Origin of the sequence: Streptomyces sp. NPDC048337 (genome assembly GCF_043201175.1) — a bacterium.
Taxonomy (GTDB): domain Bacteria; phylum Actinomycetota; class Actinomycetes; order Streptomycetales; family Streptomycetaceae; genus Streptomyces.
On sequence record NZ_JBICYR010000019.1, the window covers coordinates 125554 to 152313 of the forward strand.

Sequence of the window (26760 nt, forward strand, 5' to 3'; positions counted from 1 at the left end):
GCGGCCGGGGCCTTGGGGGCGGCCGCGGGGGCCGTCAGACGGCCTCCGCGGCTTCGGGGAGGCGGGAGGCGAGGTGGTCGGTGAGCCGGACCACCTCGGCGACGTCACCGTACTCACGGGCGGCGGTGTCGACGGTCTTGCGGAGCCGGGTGTTCACCCGTTCGGACCGAACCTTTCCCGCCACGTCCAGTGCACGGTCCACGAGGACGGCGGCCTGTTCGGGCTCGCGCTGGAGCAGGTGGACGGTGGCCATGCCGATGAGGTTGAGGGCGTAGGAGCGCTGGTGCTCCTGGTCCTTCTCGAAGAGTTCGACGGCCCGCTCCATGACCGGTTCGGCGAGGGAGGCGTAGGTGGGGCTGCGCCCGGCGACGTAGGCCAGATCGCGGTACGAGTGGGAGTTCTCGCCGTTCAGCTCGGCCTCGGAGAAGAAGCGGATCCAGTCGGGTTCGGGCTCGCCGCCGAAGCCGACGTCGCCGAAGGTGTCCTCGGCCATCCGCACGGCCCGCTTGCAGCGGCTGGGCTGGCCCATGTTGGCGTAGGCGCGGGCCTCCATCGCATACAGCATGGCCTGGGTGCGCGGGCCGGCGCAGTCGCGGCTGCCGTACTGGGCGAGGTGGATCAGTTCGAGGGCGTCCTCGGGGCGGCCCAGGTGGATCATCTGGCGGCTCATGCCGGAGAGGATGTACGAGCCGAGCGGCTTGTCCCCGGCCTCCTTCGCGGCGTGCAGCGCGAGGACGAAGTACTTCTGCGCGGTGGGGTGCAGGCCGATGTCGTAGCTCATCCAGCCGGCCAGCTCGGCGAGTTCGGCGGCGACCTTGAAGAGCCGCTTCATGACCGGGGCCGGGTGGTTCTCCTGGAGCAGGTCGGTGACCTCGTGGAGCTGTCCCACGACGGCCTTGCGGCGCAGTCCGCCCCCGCACTGGGCGTCCCACTGGCGGAACATCACGGTGGTGGCGTCGAGGAGGTCGAGCTCGGGCTCGGAGAGCTGGGGCGGGCGGTGGCCGCCGAGGGCGCCCGCCGACCCGGCCCCCGCCGGACGCGGTCCCGGGTCGGCGGCCGGGACCGGGACGAGCCAGCGCTGCATGGGCTCGATGAGGGCCGGGCCGGCGGAGAGGGCGAGCGAGGTCCCGAGGAAGCCGCGGCGGGCCAGCATCAGGTCGCTGCGGGAGAACTCGCCGAGCAGGTCGACGGTCTGGGGACCGGCCCAGGGCAGGTCGACGCCGGAGACGGAGGGCGTCTGGTGGGCGGTGCGCAGGCCGAGCTGCTCGATGGCGATGACCGAGCCGAAGCGCTCCGAGAACAGCTCGGAGAGGATCCGCGGGACGGGCTCGCGGGGCTGTTCGCCGTCGAGCCAGCGGCGCACCCGGGAGGTGTCCGTGCTGATGTGGTGGGCGCCCATCTGGCGGGCCCGCCGGTTGACCTGGCGGGCCAGCTCGCCCTTGGACCAGCCGCTGCGGACGAACCACGAAGTCAGCTGTTCATTGCGCGCAGCAGAGTCGTCCATCGTTCCGCTTGCGCCGTTGCCGCTCACTGGAACGCCCCCATCCGCTCAGCCTCTTCCTCACGAAACCCTGGCGGGGGCGGCAAGCGCCGCCACGGACCTTCACAAGTCCTCCACACATTGCCTCCGGCATACCCACGGACGGGTCTGCTTTCGGGGTTCGTGCACTGAAAGTAATCCTACGATCACCCCTTCGGCGAGGTCGATTCCAGAAACGCCACCATTCGCCACCCCTTCGAATGAACTAGCCACCCGCCAGGCGCGATTCACTTGACACCGAGGTGAAACGGCTTGGTTGGACTGGAGTGCGTCCGGGGCGTGCACGGCGAGGAGCGCGCCGGGCGGGATCGGACGGCTCCCGGCGGCGGACCGCCCCGCCGCTGGTTCCCACCGACGTCGTAACCACCGGTGCGTCCGACCCGTTGGAGGGGGCATGGGCATGGGCTTCACGATCGGCGGCAGCCGTGGCACCAGGGAGTTCCGTTCCGGCGTCCGGCGCCGCGGCCGGACCTCGGAGTGCACGGCGGTGGCGGAGTACACCGGGCTGTGGGGCTGGGACGTGGTCCCCGGCGCCCGCGCCGCGGCGCCCGCCCGGGACTGCTCCTGCGGGGACCCGCGGTGCGCCGCCCCCGGGGCGCATCCGCTGGACTTCGCCCCGGCCGTCAAGGCCGGGGCCACCCTGGACGAGGTCACCGAGGCCTGGGGCGAGTACCCCGGCGCGGCGGTGCTGCTCCCCGTCGGCCGCTCCTTCGACGTCATCGAGGTCTCCGAGGAGGCCGGGCGGCGGGCGCTGGTCCGGCTGGAGCGGATGGGCCTGCCGCTCGGGCCGGTCATCGTGACGCCGGACGGCCGGGCGCAGTTCTTCGTGGCCCCGGGCGCGGCGGCCGAACTGCCCGAGCTGCTGTACCGGATGGGCTGGGACGACGCCGACCTCGACCTGCTCGCCCTGGGGCACGGGGCCCACGTCACGGCCCCGCCGTCCGACCGGGCCGGGCTCGGACCGGTCGGCTGGCTGCGGCCGCCCGCGCTCGACACCGCCGGGGACCCGCCGCAGGCCCGGCTGCTGCTGGGCACGCTCGCCTACCTGTGCCACCGCTTCCGCAGGTAGCCGCCGCCCGCCCGCTCCACATGCCGGTGCCCCCGCGTTCCGGACGGAACACGGGGGCACCGGCGTACGTACCCGCGGAGCGCGCTCAGTCGCCGATCAGGGCGTCCACGAACGCCTCCGGCTCGAAGGGCGCCAGGTCGTCCGCGCCCTCGCCGAGGCCGACGAGCTTGACCGGGACGCCCAGCTCGCGCTGGACGGCGACGACGATGCCGCCCTTGGCGGTGCCGTCGAGCTTGGTCAGCACGATGCCGGTGATGTCCACGACCTCCGCGAAGACCCGGGCCTGGGTCAGGCCGTTCTGCCCGGTGGTGGCGTCGAGGACCAGCAGGATCTCGTCGAGCGGGCCGTGCTTCTCCACGACGCGCTTGACCTTGCCGAGCTCGTCCATGAGGCCGGTCTTGGTGTGCAGGCGGCCGGCGGTGTCGATGAGCACCACGTCGGCGCCCTCGGCGATGCCCTCCTTGACCGCGTCGTAGGCGATCGAGGCGGGGTCGCCGCCCTCGGCGCCGCGGACGGTGCGGGCGCCGACGCGCTCGCCCCAGGTCTGGAGCTGGTCGGCGGCGGCCGCGCGGAAGGTGTCGGCCGCGCCGAGCACCACGCTGCGGCCGTCGGCGACGAGCACGCGGGCCAGCTTGCCGGTGGTGGTGGTCTTGCCGGTGCCGTTGACGCCGACGACCATGATCACGCCCGGGGTGTCCTCGCCGCTCTCGGTCTTCACGACGCGGTCGAAGTCGGTGCCGACCAGCGTCAGCAGCTCCTCCTTCAGCAGGGCGCGCAGGTCCGCCGGGGTACGGGTGCCGAGCACCTTGACCCGCTCGCGGAGCCGGTCGACCAGCTCCTGGGTCGGGACGACGCCGACGTCGGCGACGAGGAGGGTTTCCTCGATCTCCTCCCAGGTGTCCTCGTCGAGGTGCTCCCGGGAGAGCAGCGTGAGCAGCCCCTTGCCGAGGGAGTTCTGCGACCGGGCGAGCCGGGCGCGCAGCCGGACCAGGCGGCCGGCCGTGGGCTCGGGCACCTCGATCGCGGGGGCGGCCGGGACCGCCTCCTCGACGGGCACCTCGACGGGAGCCTCGGCCTCCGCCTCCGGGAGCGCGACCTCCTCGATGGTGCGGCGCGGCTCTTCCGCCGTCTCTACGGCGTCCTCCCCCACCTGCGGTTCGGCAGGCGGGGCAGTGATGGTCGGCGTCTGCGACGGTGCCGGGGGCGGCAGCTGCTTCTTCTTGCGGCTGCTGACCACGAGCCCGCTGATCGCGCCGACCGCGACCAGGGCGATGACTACAGCAAGGATGAGGATGTCCATAACGAGACCAGTATCGGCCACGGGCGCCCCAGAACTCGGACCCTGGAGGTTCACACCGGGACGGAAGCCTCTATTTGTCGTTTTAGCGTCAAACCTACGATGATGGGCAGCTTCCCCCGCACCCTCCCCCACGGAGTACCGCATGCCTGCCGAAGAGACCGCGGTCGAGACCCGCGGCCTGGAGCCCGTCCCCGACAGCGAGCGCGGCGGCCGCGTCCGAGAGCTCGTCCCCACCTGGGTCGCCGCCAACATCAGCGTGCTGCTGCTGACCATGGGCGCCGGCCTGGTGATCTTCAACAAGCTCAACATCTGGCAGGTGCTGGTCGTCGCGATCGCCGCGCCGGTCGTCTCGTACGGGATCGTCGGCCTGATCTCGATCGCCGGCAAGCGGGGCGGCGCCCCCGGCATGGCCCTGTCGCGGGCCGTCTTCGGGCAGCGCGGCAACCTCTTCCCGGGCGCGCTGATCTGGGTGGCCCGCTGGGGCTGGGAGACCATCAACGCGGTCAGCGGCGCCTACGCCGTCCTGACCGTGCTCGACCTGCTCTTCGGCATCGAGAGCAACACCCCCCTCATCGTCGTCACCCTGCTGTTCTTCGTGGGCTGCACCTTCGTGGTCTCCGGCCTCGGCATCAACGCACTGCGCGTCTGCTCGAAGTGGTCCACGTACCTCTTCGGCGCCTTCAGCGTGCTCGTCCTCGGGTACCTGGTCTTCACCACCGACTGGTCGGCCGTCTTCGGCAAGCCGGCCGGCTCCACGGCGATGATGATCGCGGGCATCGGAACCATCGCGGCCGGCGGCATCAGCTGGGTCCCGTCCGGCCCCGACTTCACCCGCTACCTGCCCCGCACCGCCTCCTCCAGGGCCATGGTGGGCGCGACGATCGGCGGCGCCGGCGTGGTCGTCCTCCCCATGGTCCTGATGGGCGCGGTCATGGCCGTCGGCACTCCGGACCTGGCCACCGCCCAGGACCCGGTCTCCTTCATCGGGGAGCTGCTGCCGACCTGGATCGCGGTCCCGTACCTGCTCATCGCGCTCGTCGGCATGCTGCTGATCAACTCGATGTCCATGTACTCGGCCGGCTTCACCGCGCAGACCCTCGGCATCAAGGTCCCGCGCGCCTGGGCCGTCAGCGTCAACGCCGCGATCAGCCTGGTCTTCGGCTTCCTGCTGATGGTGGTGGCGACCAGCTTCTTCGGCTCCTTCATCTCCTTCCTGACGTTGCTGGCCGTGGCCTTCTCCGCGTGGATCGGCGTCTTCGGCGTGGACATGCTGTGCGGCAGGACGTACGACGGCCCCGCACTGCTGGACACCACGCGGACCAGCGCCTACTGGTACCGGGCCGGTTTCGCCTGGCAGGCGATGACCGCGTGGGGCCTCGCCCTCGTCGTGGGCCTGCTGTTCACCAAGGTGGACTGGTTCAGCGGACCGCTCTCCTCCACCTGGATCGGCGAGAACGGCCTGGGCTGGGCGGCGGGCATCCTCACCTCCGCCGTGCTGTACGCCGCACTCCCGCGCACGGCGCCGGCGGAGCCGGCCGCGGCCGGGGGGCGCGAGCTCGCCGGATCCCTGTCCAACTGACGCTGCGTCAGCTAACGTCCCCCTTCGCCCGCCCACCCACATCCGGCGAAGGGGGACTTCTCCATGCCCATCACCGTGGCCCGGTTCAATCTCGTCGACCCGAACGGCACCCCCGAGTCCCTCTCCGCCCGTTACAAGGCGGCGCTGGAGATGGCCCGTTACGCGGACGACCGCGGGATCGACACCGTCCAGACCGAGGAGCACCACGGCACCGGCAACAACTGGCTGCCCTCCCCCTTCGCCTTCGCGGGCGCCGTCTTCGGCGCCACCCGCCGGATCGCCGTCACCGTCTCGGCGATCATCGGCCCGCTGTACGACCCGTTGAAGGTGGCCGAGGACATCGCCGTCCTCGACCTGTTGAGCGGCGGACGCCTGGTCACGGTCGCGGGCATCGGCTACCGGCCGGAGGAGTACGAGCAGCACGGCGTGGAGTGGGGCCGGCGCGGCCGGCTCCAGGACGAGCTGCTGGAGACCCTGCTGAAGGCGTGGACCGGCGAGCCCTTCGAGTACCGCGGCCGCACCGTGCGGGTCACCCCGCGGCCCTTCACGCAGCCGCACCCGATGCTCCTGGTCGGCGGCAGCTCCGAGGCGGCCGCCCGGCGCGCGGCCCGGCTCGGGCTGCCGTTCTTCCCGAGCGCGCACCTGCCGGAGCTGGAGGCGTACTACCAGGCGAAGCTGGCCGAGTACGGCACGGAGGGCTTCTGCATGATGCCCGCGGCCCAGACCCCGCTGCTGCACATCTCCGAGGATCCGGACCGGACCTGGGCCGAGCACGGCGAGCGCTTCCTGCACGAGGCGGGCATGTACGCCTCGTGGCAGTCCAAGGACATCCGCAGCGCCGTACGGTCGTCCGCGCGCTCGGTGGCGGAGCTGCGCGCGGAGGGCGTCTACCGGATCCTCACCCCGGAGGAGGCGGTGGCGTACGCCCGGGAGGCGGGCGAGGCGGGGAACCTGGTGCTGCACCCGCTGTGCGGCGGGATGCCCCTGGACGAGGGCTGGCGCAGCCTGCACCTGCTGTGCGAACAGGTACTGCCCCGGCTCAAGGACTGAGCCGGGGCAGTAGCGAGGAGAGGGGGTGGTGGCGGGGATTGGTTACCCCATCTCCTCCAGCGCCTTGCCCTTGGTCTCCGGCACCCACTTGAGGATGAACGGGATCGAGAGCAGGGCGAAGGCCGTGTAGATGACGTACGCGCCGGACAGGTTCCAGTCCGAGAGCGTCGGGAACGAGACGGTGATGACCCAGTTGGCGACCCACTGGGCCGCGGCGGCGACACCGAGGGCCGCGGCCCGGATGCGGTTCGGGAACATCTCGCCAAGCAGCACCCAGACCACCACGCCCCAGGACAGGGCGAAGAAGAGCACGAAGGAGTGCGCGGCGACGAGCGCGACTGTGCCCTGGGTCTCGGGCATGGAGATCTCGCCGGCGACGTCGGACTTGTAGGAGAACGCCCACGCGGCGAGGCCGAGGGAGACGGCCATGCCCGCCGAGCCGATGAGGGCGAGCGGCTTGCGGCCGATCCGGTCGACGAAGATCATCGCGATCACGGTGCCGATGATGTTGATGATCGACGTGGTGAAGGAGTAGAGGAAGGAGCTGGTCGGGTCGATGCCGACGGACTGCCACAGCGAGGAGCTGTAGTAGAAGATCACGTTGATGCCGACGAGCTGCTGGAAGACGGACAGGCCGATGCCGATCCAGACGATGGGCAGCAGGCCGAAGCGGCCGCCGAGCAGGTCCCGGAAGGTGGACTTGTGCTCGGAGCGCATGGCGCGCTCGATCTCGAGGACGCGCGCGTCCAGGTCGACGTGCGAGCCCTCGACCTCGCGCAGCACCTGCTTGGCCTGCTCGGTGCGGTTCACGGAGATCAGGAAGCGCGGGGACTCCGGGATGACGAAGGACATCAGCCCGTAGAGCACGGCCGGGACCACCATGACGCCGAGCATCCACTGCCAGGCCTCGAGGCCGCCGATCACGCCGCGCTGGTCGCCGTCGGCGAGGTTCAGGATGCCCCAGTTGACGAGCTGGGAGATGGCGATGCCGATGACGATGGCGGCCTGCTGGAAGGAGGCGAGCCGGCCGCGGTAGGCGGGCGGGGACACCTCGGCGATGTAGGCGGGGCCGATGACGGAGGCCATGCCGATGCCGAAGCCGCCGATCACGCGCCACATGGCGAGGTCCCAGAGGGCGAAGGGGAGGGCCGAGCCGATCGCGCTCGCGGTGAAGAGGGCGGCGGCGATCTGCATACAGCGGATGCGGCCGATCCGGTCGGCGATGCGGCCCGCGGTGGCGGCACCGAGCGCACAGCCGATCAGCGCGGCGGCGATCACCTGGGCGAGGGCCTCGGATCCGACGTCGAACCGGTCGCGGATCGCGACGACGGCGCCGTTGATGACGGAGCTGTCGTAGCCGAAGAGGAAGCCGCCCATGGCCGCGGCCGCGGTGATGAAGATGACGTGGCCGAGGTGGTCGGGTTGCGCGGCGCGTCCGCCGCCGCCTGCCGCCGCTTGCTGCGCTGTGCTGCTGGTCAAGGTGTGCTCCGTGGGGGTTTTGTCCGTCCTCCCAGTGGCGCACAGTTCAAGATCGGGCACCACCCGAAGGCGGGAGACAGCGGAGCGAGCCTATGTGTTCATTTTCTGAAGTCAATAGTCTGCGTGAAGTTCACATGAACCGGACGTCAGGGTGATTGTGTTCACTTCTTGAAGCAATGGGTCCTCAGCGGAGGCGTTGGCTGATGACCTTGGAGACCCCGTCCCCCTGCATCGAGACGCCGTAGAGCGCGTCCGCGACCTCCATCGTCCGCTTCTGGTGCGTGATGACGATCAGCTGCGAGCTCTCCTGGAGCTCCTCCATGATCCGGATCAGCCGCTGCAGGTTGGTGTCGTCCAGCGCGGCCTCGACCTCGTCCATCACGTAGAACGGGCTGGGCCGCGCCTTGAAGATGGACACCAGCAGGGCCACGGCGGTCAGCGAGCGCTCGCCGCCGGAGAGCAGCGACAGCCGCTTGACCTTCTTGCCCGGCGGGCGAGCCTCGACGTCGACCCCGGTGGTCAGCATGTTGTCGGGGTCGGTGAGGATCAGCCGGCCCTCGCCGCCGGGGAACAGCCGCGAGAACACCCCCTCGAACTCGCGGGCCGTGTCCCGGTAGGCCTCGGTGAAGACCTGCTCGACGCGCTCGTCGACCTCCTTCACCACCTGAAGGAGGTCGGCGCGGGTCTTGCGCAGGTCCTCGAGCTGTTCGCTGAGGAACTGGTGGCGCTCCTCCAGCGCGGCGAACTCCTCGAGGGCGAGCGGGTTGACCTTGCCGAGCTGCTGGTAGGCGCGCTCGGCGGCCTTGAGCCGCTTCTCCTGGCGGTCGCGGACGAAGGGGCCGGGGCGGTTCCGGGGGTGCTCGGGGTCCTCGGGCAGCTCCTCCCCCTCGGCGGGCGGGGAGGGCGGGACCGGCTGGTCGGGGCCGTACTCGGCGACGAGCACGGCGGCCTCCATGCCGAAGTCCTCCAGCGCCTTGTCCTGCAGGGCCTCGATGCGCAGCCGCTTCTCGGCGCCGAGCACCTCGCCGCGGTGCACGGAGTCGGTGAGCTTGTCGAGCTCGCCCTTCAGGTCGCGGCCGCTGTTGCGGGCCTCGCCCAGCTCCCGCTCGCGCAGCCCCTTGGCGTACTCCGCCGAGGCGCGCTCCTCGTCGGCGCGCAGGAGGGAGACCTCCACGTGCGCGAGGAGCTGGCGGGCGCCGTCGGCGACCGCCCGGGCCACCTCGGCCTCGTGCCGCAGCCGGGCCCGGCGCCGCTCGGCGCGGGCGCGGGCGTCCCGTTCCGCGCGGGCCCCCCGATCGAGTGAATCGGCTCGTCCGGCCAGGCCCTTGACCCGCTCCTCGTGGGTCCGCAGCTGGAGCCGGGCCTCCATCTCGGTCTGCCGGGCGTTGGCCCCGTCGGCGGCGAGCCGGTCCCGCACCGCGGTGTCGGGCTCGTCCTCCACGGGCATCTCTTCGGCCGTGGCCAGCCGTTCCGCGCATTCCTCCACGTCGGCCAGCGCCTGTTCGAGCGCGTCCTGGGCCTTGGCCGCGGCGGAGGCGCTGCGCTCGGCTTCGCCGACGGCCCCCTTCGCCTGCCCGGCGAGCCGGCCGAGCTGCTGTGCGACTCCGGCCCGGGCCTGTTCGGCCGCCCGGCGCCGCTCGGCGGCCTCCTCGACCAGGGACGCGGCGTCCTGCCGCCGTGCCTGGGCGGCGGCCAGGGCGGCGGCCAGTTCGGTGCACTGCCCGTCGAGCCGGGCCAGCTCCGCCGCGGCCTCGTCGACGGCGGCCTGCACCTCGATCAGGCTGGGCACCGCCGCGGAGCCGCCGTGCGCGAGGTGCGCGCCGAGCAGGTCCCCGTCCAGGGTCACGGCCACCGCCTCGGGCCGCGCCGCGACAAGGCCTTCGGCCTCCTGGAGCGTCCCGACCACGAAGTGGTCCCGCAGCACCCACGCGAGCGCCCGCCCCACCTCGGCGTCCCCGTGCACCAGCCCTACGACGGCTTCGCCCACGCACCCACCGCCGGGGCTCCGCCCCAGAGCCCGCGCCTCAATCGCCGGCGAGGCTGAGCGTGCCGCCGCTGCGCCGGCCGGCTCGGCTCGGTTCGACGCCGGGTTCGGGGCAGAACCCCGCGCCCCACTCCCCAGCCCCGCAGGCGTTTGAGGCGCGGGTCCGGGCAGAGCCTCGTCTCGGGAAGGGGCGGGGTGGGGGACTCCTCCGGCCCCGGCCGAAGCCGGACCGGCGGACGGTCTGCCCTCAGCCGAGCCACCGCCCGGGAGGCCGGAGTCCGTCGCGGCAGAGCCCGGGGCCGACACCTGGCCCGGCAGAACAGCCGGACCCGCGGCGCCCGGTGATTGCCCCGGGAGGGCAGGGTCCACTGGAGCGGGCCCCGCACCCGACGCCTGGCCCGGCACTGCAGCGGGTCCCGCAGCATCCGCAACCCGGCCCGCAAGGGCATGGGCCGGGGCGATCAGGAGCGTGGCGCGGCCCGCGTCGGCGGTGCGGAGGTGGCGGATCGCCTCGGCGGCCGCGGCCGGGGACGACACCGTCAGCGCGTCCGCCGCCGAACCCAGCGCGGCGGCCACCGCCACCTCGTACCCCGGGGTCACCGACAGCCGCTCCGCCGCCGGCCCCAGCAGCCCGACCAGCCGTTCGCGCGCCGCGAGCAGCGCCCCCGTACCGTCCTTGCGGCGCAGCCCGAGCGCCAGCGCGTCCCGGCGCGCCGAGACCGCCGCCCGCGACCGCTCCGCCGCGGTGACCGCGTCCCGTGCCGCGGACAGCTCGGCCTCCGCCGAGGCCAGCGCCGCCCGTGCCGCCTCGTGATCCGCGTCCACCGACGGGTCGTCGAGGCCGCCGACCTCCTCGGCCAGTGCCTCGTACTCCTCCTGTGCCGCCACCGCCCGGGACTCCGCCTCGTCGCGCGCCGCGACCAGCCGGTCGATCTCGGCCTGCGCCGCGCCCGCCCGCGACCGGGCCGCGCCGAGCCGCCCCGTCAGCCGGGCCAGCCCCTCGCGCCGGTCGGCGATGGCCCGCGCCGCGTCCCGCAGCCGCCGCTCCTCCTCGGCCAGCGCCCGCTCCAGCTCCGCCCGGTGCGCCGCCGTGTCCTCCAGCGCGCGCGAGGCGGCCTCCAGAGCCGCCGTCAGTTCCGCCTCCTGCTCACGGATCCGCGCGGCCTCCCGCTCCATCTCCTCCGGGTCGCGCCCCCGCCGCTCCTCCTCCATCGGAGCCGTCGCGCTCTTGACCCGCGCGTCCGCCAGGGACGCGGTCCCCCGCACCCGTTCGGCGAGTTGCGAGAGCTCGTACCAGCTCTGCTGCGCCCGCTGGAGCCGCGGCGCGAGTTCCCGTACGGCCTGTTCCAGCTCCGCCTCGCGCCGCAGCGCGCCCGCGAGCTGCGCCTCGGCGGCCTCCTTGCGCTCCTTCAGCGCGGCCTCGTCCGCGATCTCCCCGTCGAGCGCCCGCCGCAGCGTGACGAGGTCGTCGGCGAGCAGCCGCAGCCGCGCGTCCCGCAGGTCCGCCTGGATCACGGCCGCCCGCCGGGCCACCGCCGCCTGCCGCCCCAGCGGCTTCAGCTGGCGCCGCAGCTCTTCGTTGAGGTCCTGCACGCGCGCGAGGTTGGCCTGCATCGCGTCCAGTTTCCGCAGCGCCTTCTCCTTGCGCTTGCGGTGCTTCAGTACGCCGGCCGCCTCCTCGATGAAGGCGCGGCGCCCCATGGGATCGGCGTGCAGGACGGAGTCCAGCTGGCCCTGTCCGACGATGACGTGCATCTCGCGGCCGATGCCGGAATCGGACAGCAGTTCCTGGATGTCGAGGAGGCGGCAGGTGTCCCCGTTGATCTGGTATTCGCTGCTGCCGCCGCGGAACATGATCCGGGTGATGGTGACTTCGGCGTAGTCGATGGGCAGTGCGCCGTCGGAGTTGTCGATCGTCAGCGAGACCTCGGCGCGCCCGAGCGGCGGGCGGCCGGTGGTTCCGGCGAAGATGACGTCTTCCATCTTCCCGCCGCGCAGGGATTTGGCGCCTTGTTCGCCCATGACCCAGGACAGCGCGTCCACCACGTTGGACTTGCCTGAGCCGTTCGGACCCACGACGCAGGTGATGCCGGGTTCGAAGCGCAGGGTGGTGGCGGAAGCAAACGATTTGAAACCGCGCAGGGTCAGGGACTTGAGGTGCACGCCGCCGGACTCTACCTTTCACGTTCGGTTTCGCCCATGAAGGTGCAGGGCACGACAGACGTTAAAGGAATCGGCGGCCAAAGAAAGAAGGGACGCCGGAGCGTCCCTTGCAGATCATGCGAGGCTGGAGTCGAGCGACGTTATGGGATCAGGTGAGCGCAGGCTCCGCCTGGGGTACGTCGATATCGATGCTGTCCAGCAGCGAGTCTCCGTCGTGCTGAGCGGCGGCCGCGTTCAGCGCGTCATTTTCGGACTGAATCCGTACGAGCTCGGACTCGAGGTCCTGGACGCGCTGCTGAAGCCGTCGCATCTCGGCGAGGAGTCGCGGATCGGAACCGCCGACGTAACCGAGAAGCGCCTTTGCCATGATGGATGGTCCTCCACACTGAGTGACCGACCGAAGCGGTGTGGGTCGTGAGGGAATCGCACCCGCGGATGTCCGGCAGCGACTGACGGTCACTGCGCTTGGTACTGCCAACACTGCCAAACAGCTCAGGTGCGCGGGGCTTCCAGCGTCTCACCAAAAAGTTTGACGGTCAACACGATCACGCCCCGTATCGGCGGGCGGCCCGGCCCCTGCACGGGGCATGGAGATCATCCTCAACTCCGAGCCTTCCACGGATCCTCCGTGTCGGCAACGCGTCGACGGAGAACGCGCAGTTCCGACCGCCTGTGGGCGGTCCGCGGATGTGATCAGTACATGATCAGTCGATCGGTCAGCGGATCCCGAACCCGTCGTAGCCACCGCGCGGTGTGCCCCAGATCTCTGTCACCCCGTCCACCCTGCCGGGCGTGTCGGCCGACCGCAGCCAATCCAGCAGCCGGTGGCAATTCTCACGTTGACCTTCCGCCACCACCTGCACTCGCCCGTCGTCGAGATTGAGTGCGAAGCCGATCACTCCGCCGATCTCCAGTGCGTTCTCCCTGGTGAACCAGCGGAAGCCCACTCCCTGTACACGGCCGCGCACCCAGGCGGTCATGCGGACATCTTCATTCATGCGTGAACGCTAACCGGGCAAACACTTTCGGGGCACATCGCCCCCTGGCCCCATGGCGTACAGTCGCGCACCAATGAACTCACCCGTTTGGGTGAGAAAAGGACGATCTTGATCTGGTAAGGAAGGCACGAGGCCGATGGGACGCCACCGACTTCACGCCGCGCCGCGCCGCGGTGGCAAGCGCGGCACCGCCGTGCGCAACGGCCTGCTGGGTGTCTCGGTGGCCGTGGCCCTGGGCACGGCGGCGGTCACCACCGGCATGGTGCCGGTCGGCCACTCCTTCCCCTACGTGGGGGTCGGCGCAAAGGGTTCCGCGGGTGACACGCGGGCGAAGGCGAAGGCCTCGGCGAGCCCCGACAACACGCTGCAGCAGCAGGGCGGACTCGCCAGCCTGAACGGCCACCCCTCCACCACCCCCGACGCCTCCCCCAGCCCGTCGGCCTCCCCGTCGCCGTCGGCCTCGCCGAGCCCGTCCGCATCGCCCTCGCCGAGCGCCTCCCCCTCGGTCGCGCCCTCCACCAAGACCCCTCAGAAGGCGCCCGCCCCCGCGCCCTCGAAGCCGGCGACCAGGACCCCGGCGCCGGCACCGGCCACCCCGACCCCCGGCGACGGGCACTCCGCCGAGGAGGCCGCCGTACTGGCCCTGGTGAACCAGGAGCGCGCGCAGGCCGGCTGCGGGCCGGTCCGGGCCAACCCGCCGCTGGCGGCGCTGGCCGGGGCCTTCAGCAAGGACATGGCCGTCCGCGGCTTCTTCGACCACACGGACCCGGACGGGAACACCCCCTGGGACCGCGCCACGAAGGCCGGCATCTCGGGCATGGCCGGCGAGAACATCGCCCGCGGCCAGGGCGACGCCCAGGCCGTGATGAAGGCCTGGATGAACAGCCCGGGCCACAAGGCGAACATCCTGAACTGCGAGTTCCGCACCCTGGGCGTCGGCGCGTACTTCGCCGACGGCGGCCCCTGGTGGACGCAGGACTTCGGCTTCTAGCCCGCTACGGACGCAGCCGGGGCTAGAGCGCGGCCAGGGCGGCGCGGCCCGCGATGACGACGCGGGTGTGCTCGGCGACGCGGCGGCCGAGGTGCTCGGCGGTCGCGATGTCGGCCTTGTGGACGGCGTCCGCACCCTCGTCGGCGTTGGACTGGGCGGCCGCGCCGGAGGAGAAGCCGAGGCGGTTGAGGTCGTTCTCGGAACCGGTGCTGGAGTTCCAGCCCGGCTTCAGACCCAGGTTGACCCAGCTCATGCCGTGCTGCGAGGCCAGCATCTGGAAGTACTGCAGGGTGTTCAGCTTGTCGCCGCTCTTGGAGGCGGAGTTCGTGAAGCCCGCCGCGACCTTGTCCTGCCAGACATCGCCGAACCAGCGCTTCGAGGTGGCCTCGGCGAAGACGTGGAAGGCGCCGGAGGCGGTGCCCATGTAGGTCGGGGAGCCGAAGACGATGGCGTCGGAGCCGTCGAGCAGCTCCCACTGCGCGTCGTCGATCTCGTCGACCTTGATCAGGTGGACGGTGGCGCCGGCCTCGGCGGCACCGGCCCGAACGGCCTCGGCGATGACGGCGGTATGGCCGTAGCCGGAGTGGTAGGCGATCGCGACAACGGGGGTGTGCGTGGTAGCGGACACGGTGGATCTCTCCTCGGGGAAGTCTCGCCGCACCGCGGGGCGTGGTGCGACCCGAGAAGAAAAGCACTAACTTTTAGAAAGCGCAACCCCATAGTTAGCGCTGCGCGGGGGTACGCTCTCTTCATGGAGACATCAGCCATCTGTACCGAGGGCGCCGAGGGCGCCGACCCGAACCTCCCGTTCGACGCCTTCGCGCGTGCCTGCCCGTCCCGCGAGACCCTGGAGCACGTCACGGGCCGCTGGGGCAGCCTCACCGTGGGCGCCCTGCGCGAGGGCCCGTGCCGCTTCAACGAGCTGCGCCGACGGGTGGAAGGCGTGAGCGAGAAGATGCTCTCCCAGACCCTGCACGCGCTGGAGCGCGACGGGATCGTCAACCGCGAGGCGCAGCCGACGAACCCGCCCCGCGTCGACTACGAACTGACCCCGCTCGGCGTCGAGGTCGCGGACCGGCTGCTCTCCCTGATCCACTTCCTGGAGGGGAGCATGCCGCAGGTGCTGACCGCCCGGGAGTCCTACGACGAGACGCGCGGCGGCCGCTGACAGCGCGGGCAGAAGTAGCTCGACCGGTTCATCCACGGGCGGCGGCGCATCGGCGTACCGCAGCGCCGGCACGGCTCGTCCTCCCGCCCGTAGGCGTCGAGCGAGCGGTCGAAGTAGCCGGACTCGCCGTTCACGTTGACGTAGAGGCTGTCGAAGCTGGTGCCGCCGACGGCGAGGGCCGCGTTCATGACGTCCCGCACATGGCCGAGGAGTTCCGCGCTCCGGGGGCGCGTGAGGGTGGCCGTGGGGCGCTCGTAGTGCAGTTTGGCGCGCCACAGCGCCTCGTCCGCGTAGATGTTGCCGACCCCGCTGATCAGCGACTGGTCCAGCAGCGCCCGCTTGACGGTGGTCCGCTTGGCGCGCAGCGCGAGGTGGTAGGCGCCCTCGTCGAACAGCGGATCCAGGGGGTCCCGCGCGATGTGCGCGATGACGTCGGGCAGCCCGTCCGTGCTGTCGGGGACCGTTTCGTGCAACGAGAGCCCGCCGAAGGTCCGCTGGTCCACGAAGCGCAGTTCCGTCCCGGCCTCATCGTCGAACCGCACGCGGATCCGCAGGTGCTTCTCGTCCGGAGCGTCCTCGGGCTGCACGAGGAGCTGCCCGCTCATCCCCAGATGCCCCAGCACGGACAGGTCCCGCCCCTCCAGGGGCAGCCACAGGTACTTGCCGCGCCGCCGCGGCACCCCGATGGTCTGCCCGGCCAGCCGCGCCGCGAAGTCGGCCCCGCCGCCCGGGTGGCGCCGTACGGCCCGCGGGTGCAGGACCTCGACGGACTCGACGGTCCGGCCGGCCACCCAGCGCTCCAGACCGCGCCGCACCACTTCGACTTCGGGCAGCTCTGGCACGGCGTTCCTCCGGGGTGGGACGTGGGGGCGAACGGGAAAACCCCGCCGCACCGAGGTGCGACGGGGTCACTGTAAAAGAAGGCGGTCAGGCGTCCGGCGCCGGGTCGGCGGGCTTCGGCGCCCCGCCGTCCTCGGCCGGAGCGGCGGCGGAAAGGGCTTGCGCCGCGATCCGCTCGTCCGCCGCGGTACGGATACCGCGCCAGGCGGACTCCGCCGCCTGCTGTTCCGCTTCCTTCTTGCTGCGGCCGGTGCCGGTGCCGTACGAGACACCACCGACGCGGGCGGCAGCGGTGAACGTCTTCTCGTGGTCCGGGCCGGTCTCGGTGACCAGGTATTCCGGTACGCCAAGACCTTCGGCGGCCGTGAGCTCCTGGAGGCTGGTCTTCCAGTCCAGGCCGGCCCCGAGGTTCGAGGACTTCTCGATGAGCGGGTCGAAGAGCCGGTGGACCAGCTCCGAGGCCGCGTCGAGGCCCTGGTCGAGGTAGACCGCGCCGATCACCGCTTCAAGGGTGTCGGCGAGGATGGAGGCCTTGTCCCGGCCGCCCGTGCCCTCTTCGCCCCGGCCGAGCCGGATGAAGGAGCCGAGGTCGAGGCCGCGCCCCACCTCCGCGAGTGCGCGCGAGTTGACCACCGCGGCCCGAAGCTTGGCCAGCTGGCCTTCGGGGAGATCGGGGTGGGTCGTGTACAGCGTGTCCGTGACCACCAGGCCCAGCACGGAGTCCCCGAGGAACTCCAGCCGCTCGTTGGTGGGCAGACCGCCGTTCTCATACGCGTACGAGCGGTGGGTCAGAGCACGCACCAGAAGGGCGGACTCGAGTCGATACCCGAGCCGCCCTTCCAGAAGCGTGTGGGACGAGGCCGCGTTGTTACTGTCTGCCTGCTTCTCAGCGTTGGACAGCTCAGACATTGCGCCTCTCACCAGCCGCTCAGACCTCGAGGACCTGGCGCTTGTTGTAGGTGCCGCAGCTCGGGCACGCAATGTGCTGGAGCTTCGGCTCCTGGCAACGCTCACACGAAACCAGGGTGGGGACCGCAGCCTTCCACTGCGACCGGCGGTGGCGCGTGTTGCTGCGCGACATCTTCCGCTTCGGAACAGCCACGGCTACTTCTCCTGCTTCTCGGCGGCGCTCTGAACGTCGTCAGATGCAGTGCCGCTCATATTGTCCTTCTCGTCGTCCTGATCGGTCACGACGAGTTCCTGCAATGCCGCCCAACGGATGTCGACGGCGTCGTGGTGGTGCTCCGGGTCGTCGTTCAGGCTGAGCCCGCAATCGGGGCACAGTCCGAGACAGTCCTCCCGGCACACCGGCTGCATCGGCAGTGCGAGCACCACCGCGTCACGCAGCACGGGTTCGAGGTCGAACAAGCCGTCCTCGAGGAAGAGCATGTCCTCGTCGTCCTCGGCGTCGTCGGCCGGCTCCGCCTTTGCGCGGCCCCGGTCGTCGGCGTCAGGGTACGAGAACATCTCCTGGAAGTCCGCCTTGAGCTCGCGCTCGACGGCCTCCAGACACCTTACGCACTCCCCTACGGCCGATGCACGGGCGGTGCCTGTGACAAGCACCCCTTCCATGACCGACTCCAGGCGGAGGTCGAGCTTCACCGGGGCGCCTTCCGGCACTCCGATGACACCGGCGAGACCGAGGTCCGCCGGTGCCGCGATCTCACGGGACAGCCGCTGCATGGCACCAGGACGCCGACCCAGCTCGTGCGTGTCGAACACGAGGGGGTTGCGGTGGTCGAGGCGGGTGTTCAGGGCCGTTCCTGCTTTCACAGATCGCTGAAGATCAAAAATTCCACCACTTGAGGGCAGCATGGATCGCGGCGCATACGCGCGACCGAAGAGCCAGGATACCCGGCGCCGCGCCCTGAGCCCAATCCGGCCCTAGCGCCCCTGTTCGTACTGGCGCAGCTGGTCCAGATTGATCATGCTCGTGTCGAAGAAGCTCGTCTCGTCCAACGACGGCTGCGTGCTCTGCATCGGGGCCTGGGCCTGCGGGTCCTGGTACGCCGCGTACGGGTCCGGCTGCTGCTGGTACCCGGCATACGGGTCGGGCTGCTGCTGGTAGCCCGCGTACGGGTCCTGGTGGGCCTGGTAGGCGTAACCGTCCTGCTGCTGGGGCTGCTGATAGCCGTACGTGTCGTACACCGGCTCCGCCTGCGCCGGGATCGGCACCTGCACGGGCTGGGGTTCGGCCAGGCCCGCCAGGAAGTCCGCGTCGCTCGCCGAGCGGGAGGGCTGGCCGGCCGCCGCGTCCTGGGCGGCCATGTGCGCGCCGAGGTCGTCCGTCGGCACCCGGCCCAGCAGCTTCTGCCGGCCGCGCCCGACGGCCTCCAGGGTCTTGGAGAGCACCGCCTCGAAGGTCGCCAGCTTGGTGTCCACGTAGGCGTCCGCCTGCTGCCGCTGCGTCTCGGGGTCGTGGCTGCGTTCGGGCGCCTCCGCGTCCGCGTAGCCGTGCTCGTCCAGCCCGGGCCCCCGGCCGAGCAGCTTCTCGCGGCCCCGGTCCACCGAGCCGATCGTCTTGGTGAGCACGACCTCGAAGTTCGCGAGCTTGCTGTCGACGTAGTCGTCGGCCTCGGCCCGGATCTCCTCCGCCTCCCGGCGGGCCTCCTCCAGGATCCGGTCCGCCTCGGCCTGGGAGCGCCGAGCGATCTCGGTGTCGGAGATGAGCGAACCGCGCTGGTTGTGGGCGGACTCGATGATCCGCTCCGCCTCCCGGCGGGCCTCCTCGACCATCTGCTCCCGGCCGCCGATGAGCTCCTGCGCCTGCGCGAGGGAGCCGGGGAGCGCCTGGCGCACCTCTTCGAGCTGCGCGAGCAGCTCGGCGCGGTTGATCACGCAGGAGGCCGACATGGGCATGGACCGGGCGCCGCCGACGGCCGCGACGATCTCGTCGAGCTTCTTCTGCACGTCCATGGGGGCTCGCACTCTCTCGGCCTCGGGCGGTTCCCGAGTCGGACGGGACGACTGTAAGGCCAGCGGGCGGGCCCCCGACACCGACTGACGGGTCGTCAGGGCGTCAGCGGTTGCGCAGCCGCTCGATCAGCGCCGCGTGCACGTGCGCCGGGAGCAGGTGGGCGACGTCGCCGCCCCAGGCCGCGACCTCCTTGACCAGCGAGGAGGACAGGAAGCTGTAGGTGGGGTTGGTCGGCACGAACAGCGTTTCGACGCCCGACAGGCCCATGTTCATCTGGGCCATCTGGAGCTCGTAGTCGAAGTCGCTGACGGCGCGCAGGCCCTTGACGATGGCCGGGATGTCCCGCTGCTTGCAGAAGTCGACGAGCAGCCCGTGGAAGGACTCGACCTCGACGTTGCCGTAGTCGGCCGTCGCCTCGCGGATCAGTTCGATCCGCTCCTCGACTGTGAAGAGCCCCTGCTTGGACTGGTTGATCATCACGGCGACGTGCACGACGTCGTAGAGCCTCGAGGCGCGTCCGATGATGTCGAGGTGTCCGTTGGTGATGGGATCGAAGGATCCCGGGCAGACGGCGCGGCGCACGTGAGCTCCCTCGTTCATGAGTCTTCGCTGGTGAAGGCGGCGCGACCGTACCAAAGTGTGCCCTCGCCGTACTTCCGGGACCGGAGCGGCTCGAAGCCGTCGGGCCACGGGAAGGCGCCGCTCCTGGTGCTGCGCTCCACGGTGACGAGCGCATCGTCCGTGAGCCAGCCATTGGACCGGAGTGTGAGGAGGATCTCGCGAAGATCGTCGTGGCCGACGGCGTACGGCGGGTCCAGGAAGACGATGTCGTACGGGTCCCCGCCCGCCGCGCCCGCGATGATCTGCTCGGCCTTGCCCGACCGGAATTCGGCGCCGGGCAGGCCCACCGCCTTGATGTTGTCGCGGATCGACTTGGCGGCCTTGGGGTCGGTCTCGACGAGCAGGGTGTGCGCCGCGCCGCGGGAGAGGGATTCCAGCCCGACGGCGCCGGAGCCCGCGTAGAGGTCGAGGACCCGGGACCCTTCCACGCCGTGCAGGGACTCCCAGGTGGAGAAGAGGCCTTCGCGCATCCGGTCCGAGGTCGGCCGGGTGCCGGTGCCGGGGGGCACGGCCAGCCGTCGCCCGCCGGCGCTGCCGGCGATCACGCGGGTCATCTGGGGTCCTTCGGTACGGCGGTCGGTTGGTGCCGCGGCGGTGCCGCGGCACTCCAACGATAGGTCGTGCCGGTCAGCCCTTCTCCAGGTACTGCTCGCGCTCGGTGTCCAGCAGGGCGTCCAGGGCCGTCCGCAGGCCGGGCAGCCGCTCCAGTTCGGGGTCGTCGGCCACGACGCGGGTGGCTTCCTCCCGGGCCTGGGCGATGACCTCCTCGTCCTCGATGACGGCGAGCATCCGCAGGCTGGAGCGGACACCGGACTGGGCCTGGCCCAGCACGTCGCCCTCGCGGCGCTGTTCCAGGTCGATCCGGGAAAGCTCGAACCCGTCGAGGGTGGCGGCGACGGCGGCCAGCCGGGCCCGGGCGGGGCTCGCCTCGTGCATCTCGCTGACCAGCAGGCACAGACCGGGCGCGGAGCCTCGGCCGACGCGGCCGCGCAGCTGGTGGAGCTGGGAGACGCCGAACCGGTCCGCGTCCATGATCACCATGACGGTGGAGTTGGGGACGTTCACCCCGACCTCGATGACGGTGGTGGCGACCAGCACCTTGACCTCGCCGGCGGCGAAGCGGCGCATGACGTCGTCCTTGTCGGCGGGGTCCATCCGCCCGTGCAGCACCTCGACGCTCAGCCCGGCGAGGGGGCCGCGCGTGAGCTGCTCGGCGATCTCCAGGACGGCGAGCGGCGGCCGCTTCTCCGCCTCGTCCTCGGCGGAGGCCTTCTTCTTCCTGGGGTCGTCCTCCCCGTCGCCGATGCGCGGGCAGACCACATAGGCCTGGTGCCCGTTCTCCACCTCCTCGCGGACCCGCTCCCAGGCCCGCGTGAGGAAGTGCGGCTTGTCCTTGGCGGGCACCACGTGGGTGGCGATCGGCGAGCGCCCGGCGGGCAGCTGGTCGAGGACGGAGGTCTCCAGGTCGCCGAAGACGGTCATCGCGACGGTGCGCGGGATCGGGGTCGCGGTCATGACCAGCAGGTGCGGGGGCTGCTTCCCCTTCGACCGCAGCGCGTCGCGCTGTTCCACGCCGAAGCGGTGCTGTTCGTCGACGACGACCAGGCCGAGGTCGTGGAACTGCACCTTGTCCTCGATCAGCGCGTGCGTCCCGATGACGATCCCGGCCTCCCCGGTGACAAGGTCGAGCAGCGCCTGCCGCCGCGCGGGCACCCCCATCGACCCGGTCAGCAGCACCACCTTGGTCCCCTGGTCGGAGCCGCCGAGCATTCCGCCCTCGGCCAGCTCGCCCATCATCTCGGTGATGGACCGGTGGTGCTGCTGTGCGAGCACCTCAGTGGGCGCGAGCATCGCGGCCTGCCCCCCGGAGTCGACGACGGCGAGCATGGCCCGCAGCGCCACCAGCGTCTTGCCGCTACCGACCTCGCCCTGGAGGAGGCGGTGCATGGGGTGGCTGGTGGCCAGGTCGTCGAAGATCTCCTTCGAGACGGTCTGCTGGCCTTCGGTGAGCGTGAAGGGGAGCTTCGCGTCGAAGGCGTCGAGCAGGCCGCCGGGGGCGGGGCGGCGGGGGACGGCCGGGAGCTGGGAGTCGGCGTGGCGGCGGCGGGCCAGGGCGACCTGGAGGACGAAGGCCTCGTCCCACTTCAGGCGTTGGCGGGCGTCCTCGATGTCGGCCTTGGTGCCCGGCCGGTGGATCTTCAACAGGGCCTCGGTGAGCGGGATCAGCCCGCGGCCGTCGCGCAGGGCCGGCGGCAGCGGGTCCACGGCCTCCTGCGCGCTGGGCAGGACCGCGTCCACGCACTTGGCGATCTTCCAGGACTCCAGCTTCGCGCAGGCCGGGTAGATCGGGATGAGCTGGTTGGCGAACGCGGTGGCGGCGTCCCGGTCGGAGGCGTCCGCGCCGAGCGGCTCGTAGGCCGGGTGCGCGAGCTGGAGCTTGTGGTTGAACTTCGAGACCTTGCCGGCGAACATCGCGCGGCTGCCCGGCAGCAGCTCCTTGTGCGGTTTGTGGACGCCGGCGCCGAAGAAGACCAGCTGGAGCCGGCCGCTGCCGTCGGTGATCGTGACTTCGAGGCGCTTCCCGCGGCCTCCGTTGAAGGTCAGGATGCGGGCGTCGGCGACCTGCGCGACGACGGTCACGTGCTCGTCGAGCTGTTCGGTGAGCTCGGCCAGCGAGGTCAGCTCACCGCGCTCCGCGTACCGCCGGGGGTAGTGGTGGAGCAGGTCCAGGGCCGTGTGCAGGCCGAGCTGCTCGGCCAGCACCTTGGCGGTGGCGGGGCCGAGCGTCTTCTTGAGGTCTTCGTCGAGCGCGGGCACGTGTTCATTGCACACCATGCCGCTGACAAGCGGGGCTTTCGACCCCTGCCGGACCCCTACGAGCCCTACTCGACTCCGATGAGGAGCGGCGCCGAGTAGCGTCCGCCCCGGTAGGTGACGGTGTCCACGGCCAGGTGCCCGTGCTGGACGTACGCCTCCAGCCGCTCGGCGAGGGCGTCCGGCACCTCGGGGCCCAGGACGAGGGTGACGAGTTCGCCGCCGGAGCCCAGCATCCGTTCCAGGACGGCCTCCGCGGTCTCGGTCAGGCCTGAGCCGATGACGGCGACGTCCCCGTCGATGAGGCCGAGCACATCGCCGGCCTGGCAGATCCCGGCCGAGGTGAAGGACTGCCGTTCGGCGACGGCCAGCTCCCCGTAGCGGGTGGCGCCTGCCGCGGCCGTCATGGCGACCACGTCCTCGTCGAAGCTGCCCTCCGGGTCGTGCACGGCGAGCGCGGCCAGGCCCTGGACCGCCGACCGGGTCGGGATCACGGCCACCCGTACGCCGTCGGCGCGGGCCTGCTCGGCCGCCGCGGCCGCGGTCGCGCGCAGTTCGGCGCCGCCCGGCAGGAGCACCACCTCGCGGGCGTGCGCGCGCCGGATGGCGTCGACCAGTTCGGAGACGGCCGGGACCTCCCCGGGGGGCGCGAGCACGGTGGTCGCGCCCGCCTCCCCGCACAGCCCGGCCAGCCCCTCGCCGGGAACCACCGCGACGACGGCCCGCTGGACGCGCTCGCCGCGCGCCCGGCGCCGCTCATCGCCGAAGTGCGTGATGCGTATCCGGTACGGCCGCCCGGCGACGACCCCCGCCTCCACGGCCGCGCCGGGGTCGTCGACGTGGACGTGTACGTTCCACAGCCCCTCGCCGCCGACCACGACCAGCGAGTCGCCGAGCCCGTCGAGCCGCTCGCGCAGCTCCCCGACCGCCTCGTCGGAGGCCTCCAGCAGGTAGACCACCTCGTACGCCGGCCCGTCCTCGGCCTGCTCGCACGGGTCGGGCGACTGCGGTACGGGCGCGACCCGGCCGTGCGCCGGCACCGGCTCGCCGGCCGGCTCCTCGCCGGACAGCGCCTGCCACAGGGCCGCGAGTACGGCGACCAGCCCGCAGCCCCCGGCGTCGACCACCCCGGCCCGGCCCAGCGCGGCCAGCTGCCCCGGGGTCTCGGCCAGGGCGGCGCGGGCCGCGTCATAGGCGGCCCGCGCCACCTCGGCGGCGCCCCCGGCGGCGGCCTCCCCGGCCCGGGCGGCCGCGGCGGCGACGGTGAGCATGGTGCCCTCCACGGGGTGCGCGACGGCCTGGTACGCCTCCTGCGCGGCCCGGGTCAGTGCCTGGGCGAGCATCCGGCCGGGCTCCCGCTCCCCGGGTTCTTCGCCCAGTACGTCGGCGACTCCGCGCAGGAGCTGCGCCAGGATCGTCCCGGAGTTCCCCCGGGCCCCTATGAGGGCGCCGTGCGCGAGGGCCCGTACGGCCTGGGCCAGGGAGGTCGCCGGTGTGGCGTGCGTCATGCCGGGGGCGGGCTTCGGAAAGACCTCGGCGAGGGCCCGGTCGGCGGCTTCGGCGGTGAGCCAGAGGTTGGTGCCGGTGTCCGCGTCGGCCACCGGGTAGACGTTGATCGCGTCGATGTCCTCACGGGCCCGGCCCAGTGCGGCCACGGCCAGCGAGCTCCAGGTGCGCACCGCTTCGGCGTCGAGGGTGTGCGGCGCAGGCTCGTACGGCACCGGGCGTTCCTCCTTGTGCGGGCCAGGGTTCACCGCAGGGTAACCAAGGACTGCCCGGGCGTCCGGACCGCGGGGCGGGGCCGGCGGCGGCCATGGTAGTTTTCTTGGACGGACGCAGTCGTTGTATGCTGCTCCGGTTGCCCGATGAGAGTCGGGCCATTCCCCGGCAAACCACTTCAGACCTCTGATTCCGGTGCGCCGGTTTCACTGTAATTGCATCTGAAGTCTTTGGAGTGACCTGTGGCTGCCAACTGCGACGTTTGCGCCAAGGGGCCGAGCTTCGGCAACAACATCTCCCACTCGCACCGCCGCACCTCGCGTCGCTGGAACCCGAACATCCAGCGCGTCCGTGCCGTGGTCAATGGGACGCCGAAGCGCCTCAACGCCTGCACCTCGTGCATCAAGGCCGGCAAGGTCTCGCGCTGACGCCACGTCGTAGCGCAGCCCTTCCGGTTGCCAAGAAGGCCGGTTCACCTCTGGTGAACCGGCCTTTTGCCTTTCCTGAACAGTTTCAGCGCCACTGCCAGGCGTGATCCACCGGGCCGATGCCCCCGCCGAGCGGGAAGCCGGCGGCGATGGCGCCCGTGACGTACGCCTTGGCGGCCGTGACCGCCTCGGGGACGGCCATGCCCTTGGCCAGGCCCGCCGCGATCGCGCTGGCGAGGGTGCAGCCCGTGCCGTGGGTGTGCCGGTTGTCGTGGCGGGGGGCCCGCAGCCACCGCTCCTCGGTCCCGTCGGTCAGCAGGTCGACCGCCTCGTCCCCGTGCGCCGCCAGGTGGCCGCCCTTGATCAGCGCCCAGGCGGGCCCGTACCCGAGGATCGCCTCGGCGGCCCGCCGCATGTCGTCCTCGGTCTCCACCTGTACGCCGGTGAGCTGTGCCACCTCGTCCAGGTTGGGGGTGGCCACGGTGGCCCGCGGCAGCAGCTCCCCCCGTACGGCGTCCAGCGCCGAGGCGGCGAGCAGCGCGTCCCCGTGCTTCGAGACGCCCACCGGGTCCACGACGGCGGGGGCCGGGGTGCCCGCGAGGAGCTCCGCCACCGTCTCGACGAGCACGGCGGAGGACAGCATCCCGGTCTTCACGGCCTGGACGCCGATGTCGTCCACGACGGCCCGGTACTGGGCCGTGACGGCCTCGGCGGGCAGCTCCCAGGCTCCCCGTACCCCGAGGGAGTTCTGCGCGGTCACGGCCGTCACCACGCTCATCCCGTGCACGCCGAGCGCGAGCATGGTCTTGAGGTCGGCCTGGATGCCCGCGCCGCCGCCGGAATCGGATCCGGCGACGGTCAGGCACAGCGGCGGGGCGCCGGTCATCGCGGGGACTCCTCCGCGGCCGGGTCGGCCCCGAAGTGGTCCCAGCCGCCGGTGCTGGTCCAGGGCGCGCCGTCCACGGTCACCTGGGGCAGCGCGGAGCGGTTGAGGACCTCGCCGATGACCTTCCAGCGGGCGGGGAGCTTCACGTCGGGCGGGAAGGTGGCCACGATCGCGTGGTCCTCTCCCCCGGTGAGCACCCACTGGAGCGGGTCCACGCCCACGGCCTGCCCGATGTCGTGCATCTGGGTCGGGATGTCGACGGACGCCGAGCGCAGGTCGATCCGTACCTTGCTGGCCTCGGCGATGTGCCCGAGGTCGGCGATCAGGCCGTCGCTGACGTCGGTCATGGCGGTGGCGCCGAGCCCGGCCGCGGCCGGGCCGGCGTGGTACGGCGGCTCGGGGCGACGGTGCGCCTCCACGAAGGCCCGCGGGGAGCGGAAGCCGCGCGAGAGCACGGCGAAGCCGGCGGCCGACCAGCCGAGCCAGCCGGTGACGGCGACGACGTCGCCGGGCTGGGCGCCGGAGCGCAGCACGGGCTCGTGGTTGCGCAGGTCGCCGAGGGCGGTGATGGCCACGGTGATGGTGTCGCCGCGGACGACGTCCCCGCCGACCACGGCCGCGCCGGCGACCTGGCACTCGTCGCGGATGCCGTCCATGAGCTCGGTGGGCCAGGTGACCGGGAGTTCCGCCGGGACGACGAGGCCGAGGAGCAGCGCGGTCGGCACCGCGCCCATGGCGGCGATGTCGGCGAGGTTCTGCGCGGCGGCCTTGCGGCCGACGTCGTAGGCCGTGGACCAGTCGCGCCGGAAGTGCCTGCCCTCCAGCAGGATGTCGGTGCTCGCCACGACCCGCCGGTCGGGGGCCGACACCACCGCGGCGTCGTCGCCCGGACCGAGCCGGACCGCCGGGGTGGTGGTGAGCCGTGAGGTGAGTTCCCGAATGAGGCCGAACTCCCCCAGCTCGCCCACAGTGCCCTTCATCGCTGTGCCCCTTCTTGCCCAGTCCGCTTGCGGTCGCGAGCCGTCACAGCTCTGGGTACCGTCAACAGATACGTCAACTTCTGCTCTCCGTACGCCCCGCTGTGCGTGGCGCCGGGCTCGCGGGTCTCCCCGCGGCGCACGGCGACGCGGTACCGTGGCGTCCCTTCTTCCCCCGGCCCTTGTGATCGTGTGGGGCCCACCCGAAGGTTAGGGGAAATGATCCTCGTGGCCGCC

24 protein-coding genes are annotated in these 26760 nt (G+C 71.9%); 6 read left to right on the forward strand and 18 right to left on the reverse strand.

Annotated features, from left to right (window positions below):
* Window positions 1-34: 34 nt before the first annotated feature.
* Window positions 35-1531: a hypothetical protein gene (locus ACGFYU_RS27270; protein ID WP_393829948.1), complete on the reverse strand. Its 1497-nt coding sequence runs from the start codon at window positions 1529-1531 to the stop codon at window positions 35-37.
* 409 nt (window positions 1532-1940) lie between these two features.
* Here ACGFYU_RS27270 and ACGFYU_RS27275 point away from each other — a divergent pair, with 409 nt between their 5' ends.
* Window positions 1941-2609, forward strand: a complete 669-nt coding sequence (locus ACGFYU_RS27275; RefSeq protein ID WP_393829949.1) for a bifunctional DNA primase/polymerase — start codon at window positions 1941-1943, stop codon at window positions 2607-2609.
* An 85-nt stretch (window positions 2610-2694) separates the two neighbouring features.
* Here ACGFYU_RS27275 and ftsY read toward each other — a convergent pair whose 3' ends face one another.
* Window positions 2695-3909, reverse strand: a complete 1215-nt coding sequence (gene ftsY, locus ACGFYU_RS27280) for a signal recognition particle-docking protein FtsY (protein WP_393829950.1) — start codon at window positions 3907-3909, stop codon at window positions 2695-2697.
* Between the two features lie 142 nt (window positions 3910-4051).
* On the opposite strand from ftsY, the gene ACGFYU_RS27285 reads away from it, so the two are divergent.
* Both ACGFYU_RS27285 and ACGFYU_RS27290 read left to right on the forward strand, forming a co-directional pair.
* On the forward strand, window positions 4052-5488 hold the full coding sequence (locus tag ACGFYU_RS27285) for a cytosine permease (protein WP_393829951.1): 1437 nt from the start codon (window positions 4052-4054) through the stop codon (window positions 5486-5488).
* Window positions 5489-5551: 63 nt separating this feature from the next.
* Window positions 5552-6538 (forward strand): LLM class flavin-dependent oxidoreductase, encoded by a 987-nt coding sequence (locus ACGFYU_RS27290; protein ID WP_393829952.1) that lies wholly within the window; start codon window positions 5552-5554, stop codon window positions 6536-6538.
* Between the two features lie 42 nt (window positions 6539-6580).
* Here ACGFYU_RS27290 and ACGFYU_RS27295 read toward each other — a convergent pair whose 3' ends face one another.
* The 4 genes from ACGFYU_RS27295 to ACGFYU_RS27310 form a co-directional block, all read right to left on the reverse strand.
* Entirely contained in the window at window positions 6581-8017 is a 1437-nt protein-coding gene (locus ACGFYU_RS27295; RefSeq protein ID WP_393829953.1) for a sugar porter family MFS transporter, read from the reverse strand.
* 184 nt (window positions 8018-8201) lie between these two features.
* Entirely contained in the window at window positions 8202-12164 is a 3963-nt protein-coding gene (locus ACGFYU_RS27300) for an AAA family ATPase (RefSeq protein ID WP_393829954.1), read from the reverse strand.
* A gap of 148 nt (window positions 12165-12312) precedes the next feature.
* On the reverse strand, window positions 12313-12531 hold the full coding sequence (locus ACGFYU_RS27305; RefSeq protein WP_030032603.1) for a hypothetical protein: 219 nt from the start codon (window positions 12529-12531) through the stop codon (window positions 12313-12315).
* Between the two features lie 349 nt (window positions 12532-12880).
* Complete coding sequence (locus tag ACGFYU_RS27310; protein WP_393829955.1) at window positions 12881-13162, reverse strand: acylphosphatase; 282 nt, start codon at window positions 13160-13162, stop codon at window positions 12881-12883.
* Window positions 13163-13298: 136 nt separating this feature from the next.
* Here ACGFYU_RS27310 and ACGFYU_RS27315 point away from each other — a divergent pair, with 136 nt between their 5' ends.
* The gene (locus tag ACGFYU_RS27315; RefSeq protein WP_393829956.1) at window positions 13299-14153 is read left to right on the forward strand and encodes a CAP domain-containing protein; all 855 of its coding nucleotides are present in this window, start codon (window positions 13299-13301) and stop codon (window positions 14151-14153) included.
* 22 nt (window positions 14154-14175) lie between these two features.
* Here ACGFYU_RS27315 and ACGFYU_RS27320 read toward each other — a convergent pair whose 3' ends face one another.
* Window positions 14176-14781 (reverse strand): flavodoxin family protein, encoded by a 606-nt coding sequence (locus ACGFYU_RS27320; RefSeq protein ID WP_393829957.1) that lies wholly within the window; start codon window positions 14779-14781, stop codon window positions 14176-14178.
* 123 nt (window positions 14782-14904) lie between these two features.
* Here ACGFYU_RS27320 and ACGFYU_RS27325 point away from each other — a divergent pair, with 123 nt between their 5' ends.
* Window positions 14905-15321 (forward strand): winged helix-turn-helix transcriptional regulator, encoded by a 417-nt coding sequence (locus ACGFYU_RS27325; protein ID WP_393829958.1) that lies wholly within the window; start codon window positions 14905-14907, stop codon window positions 15319-15321.
* Here ACGFYU_RS27325 and mutM read toward each other — a convergent pair.
* From mutM to ACGFYU_RS27370, 9 genes are all read right to left on the reverse strand, one after another.
* Entirely contained in the window at window positions 15294-16163 is an 870-nt protein-coding gene (gene mutM, locus ACGFYU_RS27330; RefSeq protein ID WP_393829959.1) for a bifunctional DNA-formamidopyrimidine glycosylase/DNA-(apurinic or apyrimidinic site) lyase, read from the reverse strand. The genes ACGFYU_RS27325 and mutM overlap by 28 nt on opposite strands.
* Window positions 16164-16248: 85 nt before the next feature.
* On the reverse strand, window positions 16249-17070 hold the full coding sequence (rnc, locus tag ACGFYU_RS27335; RefSeq protein WP_393829960.1) for a ribonuclease III: 822 nt from the start codon (window positions 17068-17070) through the stop codon (window positions 16249-16251).
* 19 nt (window positions 17071-17089) lie between these two features.
* A complete protein-coding gene (gene rpmF / locus ACGFYU_RS27340; protein ID WP_003965982.1) occupies window positions 17090-17263 on the reverse strand; it encodes a 50S ribosomal protein L32 in 174 nt (57 codons plus the stop codon).
* Window positions 17264-17265: 2 nt separating this feature from the next.
* On the reverse strand, window positions 17266-17976 hold the full coding sequence (locus tag ACGFYU_RS27345) for a YceD family protein (protein WP_393829961.1): 711 nt from the start codon (window positions 17974-17976) through the stop codon (window positions 17266-17268).
* Window positions 17977-18045: 69 nt separating this feature from the next.
* On the reverse strand, window positions 18046-19077 hold the full coding sequence (locus ACGFYU_RS27350) for a cell division initiation protein (protein ID WP_393829962.1): 1032 nt from the start codon (window positions 19075-19077) through the stop codon (window positions 18046-18048).
* A gap of 103 nt (window positions 19078-19180) precedes the next feature.
* Window positions 19181-19660, reverse strand: coding sequence for a pantetheine-phosphate adenylyltransferase (coaD, locus tag ACGFYU_RS27355; RefSeq protein ID WP_382641023.1), 480 nt, complete (start codon window positions 19658-19660; stop codon window positions 19181-19183).
* A gap of 14 nt (window positions 19661-19674) precedes the next feature.
* Entirely contained in the window at window positions 19675-20253 is a 579-nt protein-coding gene (gene rsmD / locus ACGFYU_RS27360; RefSeq protein ID WP_393829963.1) for a 16S rRNA (guanine(966)-N(2))-methyltransferase RsmD, read from the reverse strand.
* A gap of 73 nt (window positions 20254-20326) precedes the next feature.
* Window positions 20327-22534 (reverse strand): ATP-dependent DNA helicase RecG, encoded by a 2208-nt coding sequence (recG, locus tag ACGFYU_RS27365; protein ID WP_393829964.1) that lies wholly within the window; start codon window positions 22532-22534, stop codon window positions 20327-20329.
* 47 nt (window positions 22535-22581) lie between these two features.
* Window positions 22582-24234: a DAK2 domain-containing protein gene (locus ACGFYU_RS27370; protein WP_393829965.1), complete on the reverse strand. Its 1653-nt coding sequence runs from the start codon at window positions 24232-24234 to the stop codon at window positions 22582-22584.
* Between the two features lie 240 nt (window positions 24235-24474).
* Here ACGFYU_RS27370 and rpmB point away from each other — a divergent pair, with 240 nt between their 5' ends.
* Window positions 24475-24660 (forward strand): 50S ribosomal protein L28, encoded by a 186-nt coding sequence (gene rpmB / locus ACGFYU_RS27375; RefSeq protein ID WP_007266795.1) that lies wholly within the window; start codon window positions 24475-24477, stop codon window positions 24658-24660.
* Between the two features lie 85 nt (window positions 24661-24745).
* Here the strand turns inward: rpmB and thiD are convergent, their stop codons facing one another.
* Window positions 24746-25546: a bifunctional hydroxymethylpyrimidine kinase/phosphomethylpyrimidine kinase gene (gene thiD, locus ACGFYU_RS27380; RefSeq protein WP_393829966.1), complete on the reverse strand. Its 801-nt coding sequence runs from the start codon at window positions 25544-25546 to the stop codon at window positions 24746-24748.
* Window positions 25543-26526 carry a thiamine-phosphate kinase gene (locus tag ACGFYU_RS27385; RefSeq protein ID WP_393829967.1) on the reverse strand — a complete coding sequence of 328 codons (984 nt, stop codon included), beginning with the start codon at window positions 26524-26526 and terminating at the stop codon, window positions 25543-25545. Before ACGFYU_RS27385 ends, thiD begins: the two co-directional genes overlap by 4 nt.
* Window positions 26527-26760: the final 234 nt, after the last annotated feature.